The 20,694-nt window shown below is 40.3% G+C and carries 18 protein-coding genes; all 18 read right to left on the minus strand.

All coding sequences use genetic code 11. The features are described 5' to 3' along the window. Positions 1 to 61 precede the first annotated feature (61 nt). The 18 genes from ymfI to BANVL01_RS00535 all read right to left on the minus strand — a co-directional run bounded on the left by ymfI (position 62) and on the right by BANVL01_RS00535 (position 20,543). A complete protein-coding gene (ymfI, locus tag BANVL01_RS00450) occupies positions 62 to 784 on the minus strand; it encodes an elongation factor P 5-aminopentanone reductase (protein ID WP_066085425.1) in 723 nt (240 codons plus the stop codon). Positions 785 to 858: 74 nt separating this feature from the next. Next, positions 859 to 2,148: an EF-P 5-aminopentanol modification-associated protein YfmH gene (yfmH, locus tag BANVL01_RS00455; protein ID WP_066085422.1), complete on the minus strand. Its 1,290-nt coding sequence runs from the start codon at positions 2,146 to 2,148 to the stop codon at positions 859 to 861. Beyond that, positions 2,148 to 3,428, minus strand: a complete 1,281-nt coding sequence (gene yfmF / locus BANVL01_RS00460) for an EF-P 5-aminopentanol modification-associated protein YfmF (RefSeq protein WP_066085420.1) — start codon at positions 3,426 to 3,428, stop codon at positions 2,148 to 2,150. Before yfmF ends, yfmH begins: the two co-directional genes overlap by 1 nt. A gap of 177 nt (positions 3,429 to 3,605) precedes the next feature. After that, positions 3,606 to 4,556 (minus strand): ABC transporter permease, encoded by a 951-nt coding sequence (locus BANVL01_RS00465; protein ID WP_066096334.1) that lies wholly within the window; start codon positions 4,554 to 4,556, stop codon positions 3,606 to 3,608. Positions 4,557 to 4,632: 76 nt separating this feature from the next. Continuing rightward, positions 4,633 to 5,676: an ABC transporter permease gene (locus tag BANVL01_RS00470; protein WP_066085417.1), complete on the minus strand. Its 1,044-nt coding sequence runs from the start codon at positions 5,674 to 5,676 to the stop codon at positions 4,633 to 4,635. Further along, positions 5,669 to 7,204, minus strand: coding sequence for an ABC transporter ATP-binding protein (locus BANVL01_RS00475; protein ID WP_066085414.1), 1,536 nt, complete (start codon positions 7,202 to 7,204; stop codon positions 5,669 to 5,671). The genes BANVL01_RS00470 and BANVL01_RS00475 overlap by 8 nt, the downstream gene beginning before the upstream one ends. A gap of 208 nt (positions 7,205 to 7,412) precedes the next feature. Beyond that, on the minus strand, positions 7,413 to 8,498 hold the full coding sequence (locus BANVL01_RS00480; RefSeq protein WP_066085412.1) for a BMP family lipoprotein: 1,086 nt from the start codon (positions 8,496 to 8,498) through the stop codon (positions 7,413 to 7,415). Positions 8,499 to 8,586: 88 nt separating this feature from the next. Continuing rightward, positions 8,587 to 9,312 (minus strand): GntR family transcriptional regulator, encoded by a 726-nt coding sequence (locus tag BANVL01_RS00485; RefSeq protein ID WP_066085411.1) that lies wholly within the window; start codon positions 9,310 to 9,312, stop codon positions 8,587 to 8,589. A gap of 507 nt (positions 9,313 to 9,819) precedes the next feature. After that, positions 9,820 to 12,168 carry a DNA translocase FtsK gene (locus tag BANVL01_RS00490; protein ID WP_066085408.1) on the minus strand — a complete coding sequence of 783 codons (2,349 nt, stop codon included), beginning with the start codon at positions 12,166 to 12,168 and terminating at the stop codon, positions 9,820 to 9,822. Positions 12,169 to 12,278: 110 nt separating this feature from the next. Further along, positions 12,279 to 12,512, minus strand: a complete 234-nt coding sequence (locus BANVL01_RS00495) for a YlzJ-like family protein (RefSeq protein WP_066085405.1) — start codon at positions 12,510 to 12,512, stop codon at positions 12,279 to 12,281. Continuing rightward, positions 12,509 to 13,264: a ClpP family protease gene (locus BANVL01_RS00500; RefSeq protein ID WP_066085402.1), complete on the minus strand. Its 756-nt coding sequence runs from the start codon at positions 13,262 to 13,264 to the stop codon at positions 12,509 to 12,511. The genes BANVL01_RS00495 and BANVL01_RS00500 overlap by 4 nt, the downstream gene beginning before the upstream one ends. 106 nt (positions 13,265 to 13,370) lie before the next feature. Then, positions 13,371 to 15,038 (minus strand): ribonuclease J, encoded by a 1,668-nt coding sequence (locus BANVL01_RS00505; RefSeq protein ID WP_066085399.1) that lies wholly within the window; start codon positions 15,036 to 15,038, stop codon positions 13,371 to 13,373. Between the two features lie 145 nt (positions 15,039 to 15,183). After that, positions 15,184 to 16,056: a 4-hydroxy-tetrahydrodipicolinate synthase gene (gene dapA / locus BANVL01_RS00510; RefSeq protein WP_066085396.1), complete on the minus strand. Its 873-nt coding sequence runs from the start codon at positions 16,054 to 16,056 to the stop codon at positions 15,184 to 15,186. A gap of 93 nt (positions 16,057 to 16,149) precedes the next feature. Then, on the minus strand, positions 16,150 to 17,394 hold the full coding sequence (gene dapG, locus BANVL01_RS00515; RefSeq protein ID WP_066085393.1) for an aspartate kinase: 1,245 nt from the start codon (positions 17,392 to 17,394) through the stop codon (positions 16,150 to 16,152). Positions 17,395 to 17,418: 24 nt separating this feature from the next. Next, a complete protein-coding gene (gene asd, locus BANVL01_RS00520; protein ID WP_066085390.1) occupies positions 17,419 to 18,468 on the minus strand; it encodes an aspartate-semialdehyde dehydrogenase in 1,050 nt (349 codons plus the stop codon). A 155-nt stretch (positions 18,469 to 18,623) separates the two neighbouring features. After that, on the minus strand, positions 18,624 to 19,223 hold the full coding sequence (dpaB, locus tag BANVL01_RS00525) for a dipicolinate synthase subunit B (RefSeq protein WP_066085387.1): 600 nt from the start codon (positions 19,221 to 19,223) through the stop codon (positions 18,624 to 18,626). After that, positions 19,220 to 20,122: a dipicolinic acid synthetase subunit A gene (gene dpaA, locus BANVL01_RS00530; RefSeq protein WP_066085384.1), complete on the minus strand. Its 903-nt coding sequence runs from the start codon at positions 20,120 to 20,122 to the stop codon at positions 19,220 to 19,222. Before dpaA ends, dpaB begins: the two co-directional genes overlap by 4 nt. Positions 20,123 to 20,300: 178 nt before the next feature. Beyond that, a complete protein-coding gene (locus tag BANVL01_RS00535) occupies positions 20,301 to 20,543 on the minus strand; it encodes a YlmC/YmxH family sporulation protein (RefSeq protein ID WP_066085381.1) in 243 nt (80 codons plus the stop codon). Positions 20,544 to 20,694: the final 151 nt, after the last annotated feature.

The raw sequence follows: 20,694 nt of genomic DNA on the forward strand, positions 1-20,694 counted from the left end.
AATAGTACATCGTTATTTTGTGAATAAGAGGCTTAAACTATTCATGAAATATTTATCATCTTTATGTGTACCAGCCACCGTTAATAGCGAGGACCTGCCCAGTAATATAGGAGGACTCGTCTGAAAGCAGGAAGGCAACACTTCTCGCTATTTCTTCAGGCTGCCCCAGCCTTCCCATTGGGATCTCAAAAGTAATCCGTTCGAGCTCTTCCTTTGTAAATCCCTCCATCATCTTTGTTTCAACTGCACCAGGAGCAATTGCGTTGACCCGAATCCCGTTTAAAGCTACTTCTTTACTGAGGGCCTTTACAAAGGCGATCTGCGCACCCTTTGCTGCAGAATAGGCCACCTCACACGCGGCACCTGTTTGACCCCAAACAGAGGTAATCACAATGATATTTCCTGTTCCCTTATTTAATAATTTCGGGAGTAACTCTTTTGTCATCATTAGCGGATTTAATACATGAACATTCAGTAAAGCTTCTGCTTCTTCCTGGATTAAATCCATAAGAAGTCCATAATGACTGTGTCCTCCACAGTGAATAATCGCATCTAAGGAAAAAATTTGCGCACATACTGTCTTATATCCATTTACGTCCCCAAAATCGGCATGGATGGGAATATACTCTCCGCCATAGGGCTGAAGCTTGTCCATTAAGTCTTTAATTGCTTGTTCATTTTTATGATAATGTAAATATAAATGATATCCTTTTGCTGCCAAATTACAAGCAACCGCTTGACCGATTCCACCGCTTGCTCCCGTGATTAGCGCAAATTTTTTCATAAAAACCACTCTCTTTCTAAAATAAACAATAAAACGGAGGAAAAGCGCCGGATAAGCGGCGCTTCCTCACTTTATTACTTTTTTGGAATTACCTGACATACAGAAAAGCGCTCCTCGGAAATAATTTCTGTGGCCAATGATTGAACATCACCCAGGGTAATCTTTTCAAGTGTTGGTACAACATCAAATAAGTTCATCTCATTAAACGCATAACGGGTAAATTGATTCGCGATATATTCAGGTGAATTAATGGCCCGCAAAAATGCGCCAATCTTTTTTCTTTTTGCCCTTTCTAACTGCTCTTCAGAAAATGTATTGCTGTTCGTGGCATCCATGAGCATTTTTTTTAGTTTTTCTGCCAGCTGATCCGGTTCACTGGTGTCCCCGCCTATCATGGCGAAACCAAAGCCTTGTTCTTGTGTATAGTCATAGGCAAATGTTTCATCTATTAAACCTTCATTATAGAGCTGGTTATAGTGTTCTGAACTTTTCCCAAACAATATATCAAGAAATACATTCATGGTTAACTCGTTTTTTAACATTTCATTGCCTGTTTGGTCTACATGGAGTGCCTTGATGCCCACCAAACATTTGGATGTTTGAACATTCATTTGCAGCACTTGTTTTTTTTCAGCCGCACCTCGTGGCTCGTCAGCAAATTGACGCTTGATTTCAGGCATATCCTTATATTCTTTTTTTGCTTGGTTTTCTCTTACTTGATTCATGAAGAGTTCTGGGTCTACAGGGCCAACAATAAACAATAGCATATTGCTCGGATGGTAGAAGGTATTATAACACTCGTACAGCCAATCCTTTGTGATGTGTGAAATTGATTCGATGGTGCCTGCAATATCGATTTTCACAGGGTGATTTTGATATAGATTTTGGATCAGGCCAAAATATAAGCGCCAATCAGGATTATCATCATACATGGTAATTTCCTGCCCGATAATTCCTTTTTCTTTTTCCACAGTTTTTTCGGAAAAGTAAGGTTCTTGGACAAAATCAATCAATGTTTCTAAGTTTTTTTCAACATCGGACGTACTCGAAAACAAATAGGCCGTTCTTGTAAATGATGTAAATGCGTTTGCAGAAGCCCCTTGACGGCTAAATTGCTGAAACACATCGCCATCTTCCTTTTCAAAAAGCTTATGCTCTAGGAAATGGGCAATCCCATCAGGTACCTTGACATACTCCTCTTTTCCTAATGGAACGAAGGTATTATCTACCGAACCATATTTGGTGGTAAAGGTGGCGTACGTTTTATTGAAGCCTTTCTTTGGCAAAATATAGACATTGAGCCCGTTTGACATTTTTTCGTGATAAAGCTCTTCCTGAACCTGATCAAAAGTTATTTTCTCCATCAATCTCCCGCCTCCGTTCCTGTTAGGAAATAGATTGTATCAAGATCAATCTTTTTAGCCACAGCCATAATGTCTTCTTTCGTTGTTTTTTGCATCTCAGTCAGCCACGCTTCAAGGTTGATAGCTGTTTTTGCTATTACATTATGATAAAGTACTTCTTGCAGACCTCTTGGTGTATCAAGTGTTTCGAGCATTTGATTTTGAATGACTGCTTTTGTCTGTGCTATTTCCTCATCGGTGTAGTCCCCGTTTCTCATTGCTTCCATTTGTTCATGGATGATGCTAACTGCCTGGTCATAGTTCTTTAAATCAATGCCTGACATCACCATCATTAACCCTTTGTGGCTTTCTAAACGACTAGCAGCATAATAGGCAAGGCTTGCTTTTTCACGGACGTTGATGAATAACTTAGAATGTGAAAAGCCGCCGAATATCCCATTAAAAACTTGAAGATCAAAATAATCAGGATCACCATAAACAATGTTTGTTCGATAGCCAATATTTAATTTACCTTGTTTTACGTCTTGTTCTTCTTTAATCTCGTTTACTTCAGCCCTTTTGGTTATTCCCTTAGTATTTACCTTTTTCGGTGTTCTGCCTTCAAATTGCAGGAGCTCTCCAGCTAGTTTTTTTACTTCTGCCTCGTTCACATCACCGATAACATACAGGTCCATTTCATCTTCTTGAAAAGCTCTTTTAAAATATTCGTATAAATTCTCCGGTGTAATTTCATCGACATCTGCCGATACTCCATTCACCTGCAGCGCATAGGGTTCACCCTTACACATTTCTTCTAAGAGGCGGACATTAGAGTAGCGCATTTTATCATCAAAAACAGAGTGAATTCTAGACTTAAGTGTACGCTTTTCTTTTTCAACTGTTTTTTGGTCAAAGCCATTTCCGGAAATGTTGGGATTAGTCAAAATTTCCGCTAGCAATTCAAAGCCTTTTTTTAATAAGGGAGTCGAATCGCTCAAAAATTTCTCATTAGCAATTTCCAATGAGAAGCTCATGATATGGTATTCACCTTTTTTTGCTAAATCAACAAATAGTGTCGCACCATATAATTCATCGAGGTAGGACCGAAGTGCCGGTGTTGAAGTATATTTAGCTGAACTGCTTTGGAGCACTTGTGGAAGGAGAGCCCTTTTCGTTACGTCATCATTAGTCAATGGTGCTTTCATTTTCCAAACAAATGTATTCGTTTTGTATTTTTCCGTTTCGATTACATGGAGTTTAAACCCCTGCAATTCTGTGATTTTTTCCTTTGCAGCGTCCATTTACGTTCCTCCTTATCTGATAAAGGTCATACTTAACAATATGTAAACATTTTTATAGTTTTTCCTCAGAAATAAAACATATACTTCTACTATAATTTGCCAAGCATGTTCTATACAAGTATTTACCCTTTAAAAAGCAAAAAGAACCCTCGATTTTTCGAGGGTTCTAAAATTAAATTATCTACTACCTTTAATATAATGCACTCCATCTGCTTTTGGTGCTTCTGCACGACCGATAAAGCCAGTTAGCGCTAATATCGTCAATACATATGGTGCGATAAACAGATAGACGTTTGGAATGTTGCTTAAGAAAGGTAAGCTTGATCCAATAATACTAATACTTTGGGCAAAACCAAAGAATAAGGCTGCACCCATCGCACCAAGCGGATGCCATTTACCGAAAATCATTGCGGCCAACGCCATGAAACCTTGACCGCTGATGGTGGCATGGTTAAAGTTTTGCGAGATAGATTGCGCATACACTCCACCGCCAATTCCACCAAGTGCTCCAGAGATAATAACGCCATAATAACGCATTTTTGTTACATTAATCCCCATCGTATCAGCCGCCATTGGATGTTCACCCACAGAGCGAAGACGTAAGCCGAATGGAGTTTTATAAATAAAGAACCAGGCAATAACAGCGACAATAATCGCTACAAATGAAGTCCAATACGTGTTTTGGAAAAATATCTCTCCAATGTATGGTATCTTTTTCAGAACTGGAATATCGACTTTACCAAAACTATGCTTTATTATATCTGTTTCACCTTTATCATAAATTAACTTGACTAGGAACATGGTTAACCCGACTGCCAGCAAGTTAATCGCTACCCCGGAAACCGTATGGTCCGCACGGAAGGTAATCGCTGCGACCGCATGCAGAATGGAGAAAATAGCACCAGCTGCCATCGCAACCAATAAAGCAATCCAAGGTGTCGCACTTCCAAAGGTATCAGAAAATGTTAAGTTAAAGACAATTGATGAGAATGCTCCAATAACCATTAAACCTTCTAGACCGATATTTACAACCCCAGAACGCTCGGAGAAAACTCCTCCTAATGAAGTGAAGACTAGTGGGGCTGCCCATAATAATGTTGACGGAACAACAATCATTAATATTTGCATTAAACTTAAGCCGCTATGTCCATTAGAAGCGGTGGCAAGAACAGTGTTTGATAGAGAAAATAATAATCCACTCATCTTACTTCACCTCCTTTTTGCTGAATCGTTCAAGAACAATCCTTATGATGTAGCTTGATGCGACGAAGAACACAATCAAGGCAATGATGATATCAACTAATTCTTTTGGCACCCCTGCAAGCGGCATCGATAAGGCACCAATTTTTAAAATACCAAATAATAAAGCTGCGAAGAATACCCCAAGTGCCGTGTTGCCGCCCAATAAGGCAACGGCGATTCCGTTAAATCCAACACCGGTAAACCCGCCTTGAACAGCCATATAACCGAAAGTACCTAACCCTTCCATCGCACCGGCAACTCCGGCAAAACAGCCGGAAATGACCATGGATAGAATAATATTTTTATTTACATTCATCCCGGCATAATGAGCGGCATCCTGATTGAAACCAACGGCACGTAATTCATAGCCCCTTGTTGTTTTCTCTAATAGGAACCACATGATAAAACAACAAATAATGGCAACGATAATACCCCAGTGAATCGAAGACCCAGTAGTAAGGTTTGACAGCCAGTCAGAACGTAAGGATGCAGTTTCATGAATCTTCGCGGTTTTTGATGAACCTTGGTTCATTTTCGTATTTACAATGTAGTTAACGGTGTGCAAGGCAATATAATTCATCATGATCGTAACAATAACCTCATGGACGCGGAAACGAGCCTTTAACAATCCTGGAACGAAGGCCCAAAGACCACCGGCTATCATTGCTGCCAAAATGGCTAGCGGTAAATGAATAATTGCAGGCAGGTCGAAGGTTACTCCAACCCAAACAGCTGCAAGCCAGCCAACAATAAATTGACCTTCAACCCCAATATTAAATAAGCCAACCCGAAAGGCAAAGGCCACGGCAAGACCTGCTAAAATATATGGTGTTACCTGTCTAACGACCTCACCAATTTGATACACATCCCCGAAAGCACCCTGTCCTAAGGCAATAAATGCATCTACTGGATTGTATCCACTCACAAGCATGATGATTGTTCCAAAAATGATCCCTAATACCACCGCAAAAATAGGTGTCAAAATATTAATTAAGCGTTTAGACATGTGTTCCTTCCCCCGCTTCTTTTCGATTCGAGCCTGCCATTAACAATCCGAGCTCTTGCTCTGTCGTTTCTTTTGGATCGACAACGGCAACAATTTGACCTTCATAAATGACAGCAATCCGATCACTGACATTGATAATTTCATCCAACTCGAATGACACTAGTAAAACAGCTTTTCCATTATCACGCTGTTCAATTAACCGTTTATGAATAAATTCAATCGCACCCACATCCAGTCCACGTGTCGGTTGTGCCGCAATTAATAAATCCGGGTTTCTATCCACTTCGCGGCCAATGATTGCTTTTTGTTGATTTCCGCCGGAAAGAGCCCGTGCTAAAACATATTCACTTGGTGTCCGCACATCAAACTCTTTGATTAGTGCTCTCGCTTTATTGTAAATTTCCTTAAAGTTCAAGATCCCGTTTTTCGAAAATGGCCGTTTATAATAGGTTTGCAAAACCATGTTCTCGCCGATTGGGTAATTCAAAACTAACCCATGCTTATGGCGATCTTGAGGAATATGGCCAATTCCCGATTCGGTGATTTTCCTTGTAGAAAGGCCAAACAACTCTTTTCCATTCAACATGACGCTGCCTTTTTCTGCCTTTCTTAATCCGGTAATCGCTTCGATAAATTCAGATTGTCCATTACCATCAATTCCGGCAATCCCAACAATTTCACCCGCACGAACAGATAAGTTCAATCCGTTGACAACCGTTACACCACGAGAATCCTTTACTACTAAATCTTTAATATCCAAAACATCTTGTTTTGGGGCGGCCGGTGATTTTTCTGTTTTAAAATCAACCTCACGGCCGACCATTAGGCTGGCCAATTCATTGGGATTCGTTTCACTAACGTTAACGGTCCCAATCCCTTTTCCTTTTCGAATGACCGTACAACGGTCGGCAACTTCCATAATTTCTTTCAATTTATGAGTAATAAGGATAATCGATTTACCCTCTTTAATAAGCGTCTTCATAATTTGAATAAGTTCTTTTATCTCTTGTGGAGTTAGTACAGCTGTTGGTTCGTCAAAAATTAAAATCTCAGCTCCACGATAAAGTGTTTTTAATATTTCTACCCGTTGCTGCATTCCAACAGTAATATCTGAAATTTTTGCTTGGGGGTCAACGGCCAGTCCATAACGTTCAGAAATGTCGCGAACTTCTTTCTCAGCCCGTTTAAGGTTGATTTGTCCGCCACTGGTAATTTCTTTACCAAGAATAATGTTCTCTGTAACCGTGAACTTATCAACAAGCATAAAATGCTGGTGAACCATCCCGATTCCAAGCTCGTTGGCAATATTCGGGTTGGAAATGTGTACAGGCTTTCCCTTTACACGAATCTCACCTTGTTCCGGTTGATATAAGCCGAAAAGAACATTCATTAATGTTGATTTTCCTGCACCATTTTCACCGAGTAAAGCATGAATTTCTCCCTTTTTTAATTGAAGGGTAATGTTATCATTCGCGACGAAATTGCCAAATTCCTTACGAATGTTGAGCATTTCAATTACAAATTCCATCTTTTCTCACTCCCTGTGATAAGATAAAAGGAAATTATGACCAATAGTAGTAAGAGGTCAGACCTTTCCAAGTTTTAAAAAAACAGGGAATTTCTCCCCACTAAAATCTTAAATGAAAAGTAGAAAGTAGGTTTCTACTCTTCAGTTAGGATTTTCATTAAGAAGGAATAAGCGGGCAGGTAACATTCCCGCTTATTCCTCAGTTGTATTATTTTGCGCTAAATGTTTTTAATTCATCACGAGTTCCAGGAACTTTTACAGCGCCAGATTTAATCTTTTCAATCCATTCTTTTACGGCTTTATCGATTGCATCTTTATTTGCTGCTTTAGCATTGATAGGAGCTAAACCAACACCATCTTCTTGCAAGCCATAGATAGCCGATTCGCCGCCTGGGAATTTCCCATCTTTCGCTTTATTTGCTATGTCAACAACTGCAACGTCAACGCGTTTAATCGCAGATGTTAGAACTACATCAGGACCCATTTCGTTTTGGTCACGGTCTACACCAATTGCCCAAATTTCACGTGCTGAATCCTTTTTCTTTAAGTCACCAGCTTCTTTGAATAAACCGTTTCCAGTTGCACCGGCAGCGTGGAAGACGACGTCTGCACCTGAAGCGTACATTGTAGAAGCGATGGTTTGACCAAGCTCGGCTTTGTCAAATGCACCTGAATATTTAACATCAACTTTTACTTCTGGTTTTGCAGCTTGAACGCCTGCTAAGAAACCAGCTTCAAAACGTTCAATAACTGGGATTTCCATACCGCCAATGAATCCGATATGATTCGTTTTTGTTGTAAGAGCTGCCGCTACACCAGCAAGGAAAGCTGCTTCTTGCTCTTTGAAAAGAACACTGGCAACGTTTGGTTGTTTCACTTCATCATCGATGATGGCAAAGTTTGTTTTGGGTTGTTGTTTTGCGATTCCATCAACCGCATCATGCATTAAGAAGCCGATACCATATACTAAATCAAAGCCTTTACGAGCAAGAGAATTCAAGTTTGTTGTGTAATCAGCATCGGAAGTGGATTGAAGGTAATCAAATCCGCCTTGACCTTTTTTCAAGCCGTTGTCTGCACCAAACTTTTTTAGACCTTCCCAAGCAGATTGGTTAAATGACTTGTCATCAACACCACCAACGTCAGTAACCATCGCTACAGAAAATGCTTTTTCTTTGTCTCCACCTTTAGATGTATCAGAGTCTTTGTTCGTATCACTTTTTCCACAAGCACCTAAAAGTGTTCCAGCAGCAAGAACTAGTGATAGCGCCATTCCAATTTTACGCTTTTTCAAGGTATTGTACCCCCTATGAATTATGTTTGATTTAGTAGAAAAGTTTTAAAGCAAGTCTGGGTGCGTTTTCATTTAGGAAGAAAAAATTTTAAGTACGCTTCCTTAATACGTGAAAACTAAATTTGTCCGCTTTAAAATAGTTTACCGAAAATAGAATTGGTTCATCTGTTTCGTTGAAATGCATTTGTTTTAAAACTAACAATGCTGTTTCAGGATCACATTCTAAGATGGGGGAAATTTTTTCATGATAGCCTATTGGCTCGATTTGGGCAACCGCGTATGTAATTCTTCGGTTTGCCTCCTCGTCCAAAATATGGAAGATGGATTCTTCCTCATAGGAAAATGTTTTCGGCAAAAATCGTTCTGGTACCTTGTCGACACAATAGACGACCGGTTCCCCATTTGCGGTTCTAACCCTTTCCATCACGAAAATTTCCTCATCAGCAGAACACGAGAAACGACGAATATCCTCATCGGTAGGACCATGTGTTGATGAGCTTAAGAAAATGGTGCCAGGTTTCATACCAACTTGTTTAATCATGTCAGTGACACTATTAAGCTGCTCAATCCCAGAAGTAAACAGCGGCTTCGCATTAACAAACGTCCCGACACCATGGCGCCTAATGATAACGTTTTCTTCCTCGAGAATACGTAATGCTTCCCGAAGAGTTGCCCTGCTTACGCCAAGCTGTTTAGCAAGATCGAATTCAGAAGGTAATTTTTCTTTTTCTTTGTATACTCCGTGCTCAATATCTTGCTTCAACCGATCAATCACTTGTAAGTATAAATGCCGGTTATCTGACTTTATAGACATGCTGTTTCCTCCAGGCCGTTTCCTAAGACATCAGACATCTGATATCATTCCTACTAATCGAGATTTATAGTAACATTTTTTTTGAGATAAATAAATAGGAATTAAAAATTTCGTCGGAAAAAGTCTGAATAAGCGAAATGTCATAAAGTTGCTGATATTTTTGTAAGAAAATCTGCTATAATATAATATCAAAAATAAACGGAATGGATATTTTAGGATAATAGTAGTGTTTTTCTTTTTTCGGTCATTCACCTCCTAATACTATAGTATCAATTTTTCTGAAAATTAGTATAAAAAAAGAGCCAAACGGCTCTTTTTTTAATGACAGGAAGTATTAATTTTTGACTTTGAGAATTGTCCAGCGCAAGCGTCCCTAGCGGCTAGTGTCCTTCGCGCTCCGCCCTACGATAAGTTAAGCACGAATGCGCCTCCAGCTCTTCGTGTTTCCTTTATCTCAGTTGGAGCGCTCCAGGCCATACGCCGCTGAACAGGGCGCTTGCGCTTTTCTTATGATGACTGTTCTTCTTTTGGTTTGGTTTGTAATACTGCTCTTGGTTTACTTCCTTCATATGGACCTACTACTCCGCGTGCTTCCATTTCATCTATTAGCCGTGCGGCTCTTGTATAACCAATGCGGAAGCGGCGCTGGAGCATGGAAACGGATGCGGTTTGCATTTCTATGATTAACTCAACGGCTTCATCATATAGACTATCATCGACAGCACCTGTTACCTCGGGTATGTCATCAGGAATCATTTCTTCTTGATATTGTGCCTTTTGCTGTGAAATAACAAATTCAACTGTATTTTCAACTTCCTGGTCTGAAAGGAAAGCACCTTGAACCCGGACAGGTTTTGACGCACCTACTGGCAGGAATAACATATCCCCCCTGCCCAGAAGCTTTTCGGCTCCGCCCATATCCAATATTGTTCTAGAATCCGTGGCGCTTGAAACGGCGAAAGCAATTCGTGAGGGAATATTTGCTTTAATCACTCCCGTAATGACATCCACGGATGGTCTTTGGGTAGCAATGATTAAGTGAATGCCCGCAGCACGAGCCATTTGTGCAAGCCGGGTAATCGAGTCTTCCACATCTGATGAAGCGACCATCATTAAATCGGCCAATTCATCAACAATGACGACAATATACGGTAATAACGGCTGCTTGTCATTTTCTTCAAGATTATGCCTTCTAACATGGTCATTATAGCCCTCAATATTACGTGTTCCTGTATGGGAAAACAATTCATAACGTCTTTCCATTTCGCTGACTACCTTCTTTAATGCTTGTGACGCTTTCTTAGCATCAGTAACAACTGGCGCTAACAAATGGGGGATTCCGTTATAAACATTGAGTTCAACCATCTTCGGATCAATCATCATTAATTTAACTTCATGGGGTTTTGCCCTCATTAATATGCTGGTAATGATTCCATTAATGCAGACACTTTTTCCGCTCCCGGTTGCCCCTGCTACGAGTAAATGGGGCATCTTATTTAATTCTGCCAAAACCGCTTCACCAGTTATATCCCTGCCAAGACCGATAAAAAGTTTAGCATCCGGTTTGTCATTTTGGGTAGCCTCTAGAACTTCCCTTAGGGAAACCATTGCCACCTCTGAATTCGGAACCTCAATGCCAATGGCTGATTTTCCAGGAATCGGAGCTTCAATCCGAATATCTTTAGCAGCAAGGGCTAATGCGAGGTCATCACTTAGACTGACAATTTTGCTTACCTTGACACCAACGTCTGGGTGGACCTCATATTTTGTAACAGCTGGGCCTAAATGCACTTGGGTAACACGGGCTTTCACCCCAAAGCTTTGAAACGTCCGTTCAAGCTTTGCGGCATTGGCATGGATTAGTTCATATTCTCCGCTTTGGTCCGTTTTCTTCGGTAACTTTAACAGTCTGAGCGGCGGCAATTCGTAAGCGACATTTTCCACTTCGGTAAACGTGATCGTTGGTGCATCATCATCGTCTTTTTCTTCAGGGGAACTTTTCCTTTCATTCGCTTGCTCTTTTGGATTTTTATCCTTTGGTACCTCTTCTATATAGTCCCTGTCAGCAAAGCTTGAAATAATCGGCTCAGGAATTTTGACTTCTTCCTGCTTAGACTGCTGCCTTCCGTTTATTACAGGTACGCTAGCACCTTTCCTATTTTCTTGTGCTTGTTGTTTCTGAGCTTTCAACTCCGTTTTCCGTTCCTGTTGTTTTTGTTTCCAATCAGACATATCCGTCTTAAAGGCTTGCCATTGATTTTTTGAAAAATCGATCAATGTAATGATAATTTTTCCAATAAAGTCTCCAAACGATTTTCCGGTAAGTAGAATAATGCCGATAATGATAAAGATAAAAGCAATAATTTTCGTGCCTGTTTCTGCAAATAAGTAATGAAATAGCGCATATAATATTGCTCCGAGAATTCCGCCGCCTAAATCTTGTGTGCTTGCTTCTCCTTTAATCTCCATCCGAAATAATTCCCATGTATTTGCGATTACACTTGGGTTCATAAACTTTCCATTGTTCGTCAAGTTATGAAAAAGCGTTACATGACTAAGCAGCAATATCGCCGAAACAAAAAAGTAGCTGCCAACTAACTTTATATGGAAGAAAAAGGGGATTTCCCGTTTCCACATCAAATACACGCTTAATATCAGCAGCCCGATTAATCCCAGCATATACCATTCGCCCATCCAAAAACGGAAAAAGAGAACTGTTGCTTTTCCTACCGCCCCTAGCTTTGCTATCGAAATAATCGCTAGTGCTAATATGGCAAGTGCTGATAATTCATATTGAACGGTCCGTTTTAAATGGATATCTCTCTTTTTTGGTTGTCTTCTCTTTTTTTTGGCCATCTAATCACCTTGTATGTATTATTTATGGTAGTTGTGTTTTTTGAAGAAAAAGGAGAGCAGCCGGATTGGCTGCTCTTGTCTACATATCCTGATTATACCATAATCTACTACTACAATGCGGACAATCCTTCCTGGTTAACGGAAATTTTTGCACCAGGGCAAATCCGTTCATCCATAAAATGTTGGGGGTCGCTGCTAAGAATGCGGACAACCTGAACATTTTGTTGATCAGTAACATCTACCAATAGCGGTATCCCCTGAAAGGTGATCATTTGTTGTTTACTTATCACATCAGCTTCATATGGAAATATTAGTTCATTCGGCATCATCGTATATAAAATCACTGAATCAGCCCCTCATTTTTTTCTTTTTGCAGATCAATCATTTCATTTAACTTCTTCATCGCCTGCCCAAGACCGCCGATATCATCTATTAATCCACATTTTACGGCATCCGCCCCAATGACATTCGTACCAATATCTCTTGTTAAATTCCCTTTTGCGAACATCAAATCTTTAAAAGTCTCTTCGGTTACGTTTGAATGTTTCGTTACAAAATTGACTACCCGCTCCTGCATTTTATCCAAATATTCAAATGTTGCCGGGACTCCAATCACAAGACCTGTTAATCGAATCGGATGAATAGTCATTGTAGCTGTTTCAGTAATAAAAGAATAATCACAGGATACTGCAATTGGCACCCCAATTGAATGGCCGCCGCCTAATACAATCGAGACAGTCGGCTTTGAAAGCGTCGCAAGCATTTCCGAAATCGCCAGACCCGCTTCCACATCGCCGCCAACTGTATTTAAAATAATCAAAACTCCCTCAATCTTAGGGTTTTGTTCAATCGCTACAAGCTGAGGTATTATATGTTCATATTTTGTCGTTTTATTTTGCGGCGGCAGGGCTAAATGTCCTTCAATTTGTCCAATAATCGTCAAACAATGAATTTTAGAATCTTGTGAAAGCTGTGGCACATTTGTTTGTCCAAGCTGCTGAATTTTTTCCATTAAGGCAGAAGGAGCCTTTTCTTCTTTCTGCGGCTCTCCACCTTCCTGGTTGCCAGAATTATTTTTTTGTAAATCATTATTCATCCTATTACTCCCTTCAAGCATGATATATTTTAGTATTTACCTATGAAATGATTTCATGCTTGAAAGAATAAAAGGTACTGGAGCAGTGTCCCAGTACCTTTTTTCTTCATACTTCCATAATAATCGGAAGGATCATTGGTCTTCTTTTTGTTTTTTCATATAAGTACCGGTATAAGTCATCTCTTATTTCTTGCTTTAAGCTTGCCCATTCAAATGAACCTTTCGCACTAACTTTCTCGACGATATCCCGGACTAATTTTGTAGAATCCTCCATCAATTTTTCTGATTCACGAACATAGACAAACCCTCTTGAAATGATTTCAGGTCCGGCCGCAATTTTCTTATCTCGTTTCGTTAAGGTTACAACCACAATGAGAATACCATCTTGGGATAACAGCTTTCTGTCCCGTAATACGATGTTCCCAACATCACCGACACCAATCCCGTCGATGAGGACATTACCGGAGGGAACTTTTCCAGTAATAGACATTTTTCCTTCCTTCCATTCCAAGACATCACCACGGTCAGGAATAAAAATCTGTTCATCTGTCAGACCACACTCGAGGGCCACTTTTCGATGAGCCTTTAGCATCCGATATTCTCCATGTACAGGAATGAAGAATTTCGGTTTCATTAAATTGATCATAAATTTTAACTCTTCCTGGCTGCCATGGCTCGAAACATGAACCGTCCGTTTACCGGATATTACATTAGCTCCGGCTCTAAACAGCATATCAACTGTTTTGAATAAAAATACCTCACTGCCCCTTAGTGGCGAAGCCGCGATTAAAACGGTATCCCCTGTTTGGATATTTAAAAGTTTATGTGTTTGCTTTGCCATTTTCTGCAAGGCCTCAATAGGCTCCCCTTGACTGCCAGTCATTAAGATGACAATTTCACGGTCCTGATATTCCTTTAGCTCACTAATCGAGATAATTAAATCTTCCGGAACTTCTAAGTACCCTAAATCAAGGGCAATATGATAAATTCGTTCAAGACTTTTCCCTACAACTGCAACTTTCCGGCCATTGTCTCTAGCAGCATTAAAAATATGCTGGATACGGTTTATATCTGATGCAAAACAAGCGGCAATTATCCTGCCAGGTGCATTATAAAAGGCATTGGACAATTCTCGTTCAATAATTGCTTCAGATGTTGTATAGCCCGGTTTTTCAGCTTCGGTACTATCAGACAATAAACATAAAACCCCTTGGTCACCAATGGCTGCCATTTTACCAATTTCCGGTTTATAAAGCTTGGTGGCCGCCTGATCAAATTTAAAGTCGCCAGTATAAACGATAATTCCTTCAGAAGTATGAAGACAGATTCCGACTGAATCAGGAATACTATGATTTGTTCGAAAAAAGCTTACATTTGCAGAATCAAATTCTACAAGTGAATCCGAATCAACTTCAATGAAATTTGCCTTCCGGTTAAAAGCCTGCTCCTTTAGCTTTGCATTTGCAAGCGCAAGGGTTAGTTTCGTCCCGTAGATGGGCGCATCGACATGGCTAAGAACGAAGGAAAGTGCACCTATATGGTCTTCATGTCCGTGTGATAAAAAAATGGCCTTTATCCGTTCCTTATTATCTTTTAAATACGTTATATCAGGAATAACCATATCGATGCCAAGCATTTCTTCCTCGGGGAACATTAAGCCCGCATCAATGATAAATATGTCCTTGTCCACTTCTACAAGGTACATATTCTTTCCGATTTCTCCTATACCACCAAGTGAAATGACCTTAATGGAATTATTTTTTTTCTTTATCAATTTCTCTTTCCTCCTATGCTGGGTTGACCCGATCGAAATCAGTTATAATTATTATACTTGATTTCTGAAAATCTTTACAACTTAATTAGCTATATTAACCAGGAGGAAAAAAATAAGAGCCAACCGTTTCGGTTAGCTCTTGCTTTTATTTCTTATTTAATATCGAAATTAAGGTTGCACGCTCTTGTTCGGTTAAGCCAACAAGCGGCAGTCTTACAGAGCCAACATCCAATCCCGCTACCTGCAGCGCAGTCTTAACAGGAGCCGGACTTGGAGCAGCAAATAAGCCCTGCATAATCGGAAGCAAATGCTGATGTAATAACGCTGCCTTTCGATTCTCGCCATCAAAAAACGCTTTAACCATTTCCTGCATTTCATTGCCAATCACATGTGAAGCAACCGAGACAATCCCCACTCCGCCAATGGACAGAACGGGGATTGTTAAGCCATCATCACCGCTATATAAAACAAAATCGTCGTCTGTATTAGCAATAATGTGCGTCATTGCATTTAAATCCCCGCTTGCTTCCTTTACAGCAACAATATTTGCTATCTTTGAAAGGCGGATTACGGTCTCTGGAAGGATATTTACTGCCGCCCTTCCTGGAATATTATAAACCATTAGCGGAAGTGTAGTGGCTTCAGCGACTGCTTTAAAATGCTGAAATAGACCTTCTTGATTTGGTTTATTATAATAGGGAGCTACCGCCATAATCGCATCCACACCAAGCTCCATAGCTTTTTTTGTCAATTCAATCGAGGCATAAGTATTATTGCTTCCCGTACCAGCAATCACTGGAATTCTCTTATTAACAACTTTTACAATATGATCAAATAATGCCAGCTTTTCTTCCTTAGATAATGTTGGAGATTCTCCAGTTGTTCCGGCAACAACGAGAGAATCTGTTCCATTTTCAATTAAATAATTGACCAATTGAGTGGTCTTCGCAAAGTCAATATGCCCTTTTCTATCAAAAGGGGTGACCATTGCCGTAGATACACGCCCGAAATGAACCATTTTTTCCTACTCCTTTCGATACAGACAGCTAGCTTCATCAGCCAATGTATCCTTTAATTTCCATTCAAGAAAGGTTATTTTTTAAGATAACCCTTATAGATCTGCAAGATTGTATTCAAAAGTTTCCTCTTCTAATTGAAAGGCATCATGCAGGGCATTGACGGATTTAACTAAGTCATCCTGCTTAACCAGCACCCAAATGGTTGTATGGCTGTCCGCAGATTGTAAAATACGAATTCCCTGGTCGGAAAGGGCCGTGACGATTTTCGAGGCTACCCCTGGTACACCTGCTATCCCTGCACCAACAACAGAAACCTTCGCACAATGGCGTTCAATAACGGGGTCATGACCCAATTCATTTAAGACTTGGATAGCCCTGTCTGTCATTTCTTCTGTAACCGTATAAATCACACCGCTTGGCGAAATATTGATAAAATCTACACTGATTTTTTCAATAGCCATCGCTTTAAACACCTCTGACTGCAGATAGTATTGATCTTTTTTGGCAAAAACCCTTATTTGGGTGACATTTGAAACATGGGCAATCCCTGTTACCATACGTTCCCTGACATCACTGCCGCGATTATTCCTATTTAATGTCGTTACCAATGTACCGAGGGCTTCAGAGTAAGTGGAGCGAATGCGAATCGGCACTTTTGCCTGCATCGCAATTTCTACCGCTCTTGGGTGAATGACCTTTGCACCTTGATAGGCCATATTACAAACTTCTGTATAAGTAACAACTGCAAGCGGACGTGCATTTTCAGCAATTCGCGGATCAGCGGTCATAATCCCTTCCACATCGGTAAAAATATCAATCCATTCGGCATTAAGGGCCGCACCTAGAGCTGCCGCTGAGGTATCACTGCCCCCGCGGCCTATGGTCGTAATGTCACCATTTTTGGCAGCCCCTTGGAATCCAGCAACAATAACTACATCATTATGCTCTAATTCCCTTAGTAGCCTGTCACATTTCATTTCATTGATTTTTGCATTGGTATGGTCGTTATTGGTCCTAAACCCTGCTTGCGCTCCTGTTAAAGCCACGGCCTTTATGCCGCTCTCCACTAGCATATTTGCAAAAACGACACTAGAAATAACCTCACCACAAGACAATAATAAATCATGTTCTCGTTTTGAGATTTTACTTAAATTACCGCCGATTAATGATAATAAGGTGTCGGTTGCATAGGGGTCACCTTTTCTCCCCATTGCGGAAACAACAACTACTACCTTATAACCTTCTGCTAAGGCCCTTTTGATATGACCTTCTGCATGTTTCCTGCTTTTCTCATCTTTGACAGATGTACCGCCAAATTTTTGGACAATAATTTTCATGGTACCACCTTTTTGGATATAACGTTATTTTACTAACCCTAATTTAACCAAACTCTCGGCAATTTGAACTGAATTCCATGCCGCCCCTTTAAGAAGGTTGTCGGATACTACCCACATGTGGAATCCGCGGTCTTCATCGATGTCTTTTCTAATCCGTCCGACAAAGACATCGTTTTTCCCAACGCAATTTGCCGGCATTGGATATACTTGATTTTCCGGATCATCCTGTAAAACAATACCTGGTGCATCCTTTAATAATGCTTTAATATCATTCGCACTTACATCCTCCGCTTCAATTTCAAAATAAACAGATTCTGAATGTCCAACAGCAACTGGAAGACGGACGCACGTTGCCGAAACCTGTAATTCCGGCATATTCATAATTTTCTTTGTTTCATTAATCATTTTCATTTCTTCAAATGTATAGCCGTTTTCTTGGAACTTATCAATTTGCGGAATGGCATTAAAAGCAATTTGATAATGATTCTTATCAGATTTCACCGGTAAAAGCTTCGGTTCAAATGTTTCTTTATTAAGAATAGACTTTGTCTGTTCCAGTAATTCTTCCACTGCAGCAGCCCCGGCACCTGAAACCGCTTGATAGGTTGAGACGATCACCTTTTTTAACCCATATTTCTGACGAACTGGTTCTAAGGCTACTACCATTTGAATCGTTGAACAGTTTGGGTTTGCAATAATTCCATTATGGTGAAGCAAGTCCGCTTCGTTTACCTCAGGAACAACCAATGGTTTATCCTCATCCATTCTAAAGGCGCTAGTGTTGTCCACGACGATGGCACCACGTTTAACTGCTTCATGAGCAAGTTCCTTTGATACACTGCCGCCCGCACTGAATAAAGCAATCTCGACACCTTCAAAGCTCTCAGGCTTCGCTTCCTGAATTGTATATTCTTGACCATTTACATTCACTCTTTTCCCTGCCGAACGGGCTGAGGATAAGAGGGTAAGTTCTTTAATTGGAAAATTCTCTTTAATTAGGGTTTGAATCATTTGTTGTCCGACTGCTCCTGTTGCCCCTACAACCGCAACATGAAATCCATTGTGCTCGCTCATTACATGTTCTCCCTTCAATCTTTCACCTGTATAATGACTGGTCATTTCGTTTTTAAATATATCATCAGCGGGAGACACCCCCCACTGATGAATAGTTAATTTATTTTAACATATTCCTTTTAAGAAATAACCTTTTTTGAAATATTGGGGGAGAACTAGTCACTGTCTTTATACCTTTCGACTAGTACGGGCTGAATCTGTCTGCCTTCAATTGCTGCTTCAACTGTTTCAGATAGCAGCGTCATCCTCGCAACCATTGAATTTGGCTTTTTCACCGGATCATCCTGCCCATAGGGAATAAAATAGATATTTTTCGTTGCCATTAACCTCATTAAATTTACGCCATTTAAACCAAGTGCATCATTCGTTGAAATACCAAGTACGACTGGCTTTAAATTTCTAAGCGTGGCTTTGGCTGCCATTAAAACGGGACTGTCGTTCATCGCATTAGCAAATTTACTCATTGAGACACCTGTTAAAGGGGCAATTACCATACAATCAAGCGGGATTTTCGGTCCTAAAGGCTCTGCCTTGACGATGGAATCAATAACCTTATGTCCTGTTAAATCTTCAATCCTCTCAATCCAATCTTCCCCTTTACCAAAGCGGGTTTCTGTATTTTTAACCGTAAAAGTTACCACTGGCATTACCTCTGCGCCGGCCTGAACTAATTTTTCAATTTCCGGAAATACAGCATCATACGTACAATGTGAGCCTGTTAGGCCAAAGCCAATCCTTTTACCCTTTAAACTCATTTCACTTTCCCCTTTCGCTTTCTTACATCATCTTGAAGCAGCTGGGCTAGGACATTTGCCAGGATTTGACCGGCTGTTTTTGGAGCCACAATTCCTGGAAGTCCAGGGGCAAGTAATGCCTTTATTCCCCTTTTTTCCGCATATCTAAAATCAGTCCCACCAGGTTTTGAGGCAAGGTCAATAATAAGTGAATGGGCAGGCAATTTCGATATTACCGTAGCCGTAACAATTAAATGTGGAGCCGTGTTAATTAAAATATCGATATCCTTCACTTCATTCACTAAATCATTTAAATGGAAGGGGGTTAAGCCCATTTCCGTGATTCTTGCTAAATGTTCACTTTTTCTAGCTCCTACCTTCACCTTTGCTCCAAGTGCGGCAAAGGTTCTCGCCACACTCATCCCCACTCTCCCTAAGCCTAATATGGCAATATTTGAGCCATGGATCGTGAAATCGGTATGCTGGATGGCCATCATAATCGTTCCTTCTACCGTTGGGATTGAATTATAGATGGCAACATCATCCCGCTCGAATAACTGGATTAAAGGTCGTTTGCTCTTGGTTGTAATTCCATTTAAATACGAATTACTAATCCCTGAATAAATCGTACAATGTTCAGGAGTTTTTTCTAGTATATCTCCTGTTATAATCACCTTTTCACTTGAAAAAATTGTTTCCACCTGGCCTTCAAGATCTGTACCTGGTACAGGTAAAATAAGAGCATCCATATTTGAAAAATTGACTTCTTCTAACTTTTCCTTGACTGCACCGGTGAAGGCATGGTCAAGCTGTTCAAAACCAATCAGCGATATTCTCGCATCTAATTCGGTTAACTTGCGGATAATTTCCAGCTGTCTGGCATCCCCGCCAATCACGGCTATTTGCATCCCTGTCAGCATGAAAACATTCACCTTCTTTTTTAAAAATCCAACTAGGAATTCTTTTTAATTGTCTAGCACCTGCTTTTCTTCTTATCACTTCACCATCTTATGTAAGTACGCTTCAATCGGTGAGTTTTCCACCTTTAGTAAACAAAAAAAAGCCCAAGCAAATGATGTTTGGGCTTTTTTTAGTTCCTTAATCCTCTTCAGGCACATCAATAATGATCATGTCAGCACCTATTTTCTTTATATGCTGCCATGGTACTCTGACTTCCTCGCCTTGCTTCCGAAAGCCAAACCATTTTAATGAAGGAATTAGCAGTGCCTGTATTTGACCAGTTCCTTCATTAATTTCTAAATCTGTATGGCCCAGCACACCCAATCGCTCTGCTCTTTTTACATCGACAATTTCTTTACCGCTTAATTCACTAAGCCTCATCCAAAAGCCCCCCTTCTTCAACCCCTTTTCTACTAGTTTATAAGGGGAAGTCCTAATTTAGACTAAAGAAAAAACAGTTCGAATACCGAACTGTTTTTCTTAAGAAAGGAATGTATAAAATTTTTACTTTGAGAATTGTCCAGCTCCAGCG

This window comes from Neobacillus novalis NBRC 102450 (assembly GCF_001591805.1).
In the GTDB taxonomy this organism is placed as follows: Bacteria; Bacillota; Bacilli; order Bacillales; family Cytobacillaceae; genus Neobacillus; species Neobacillus novalis.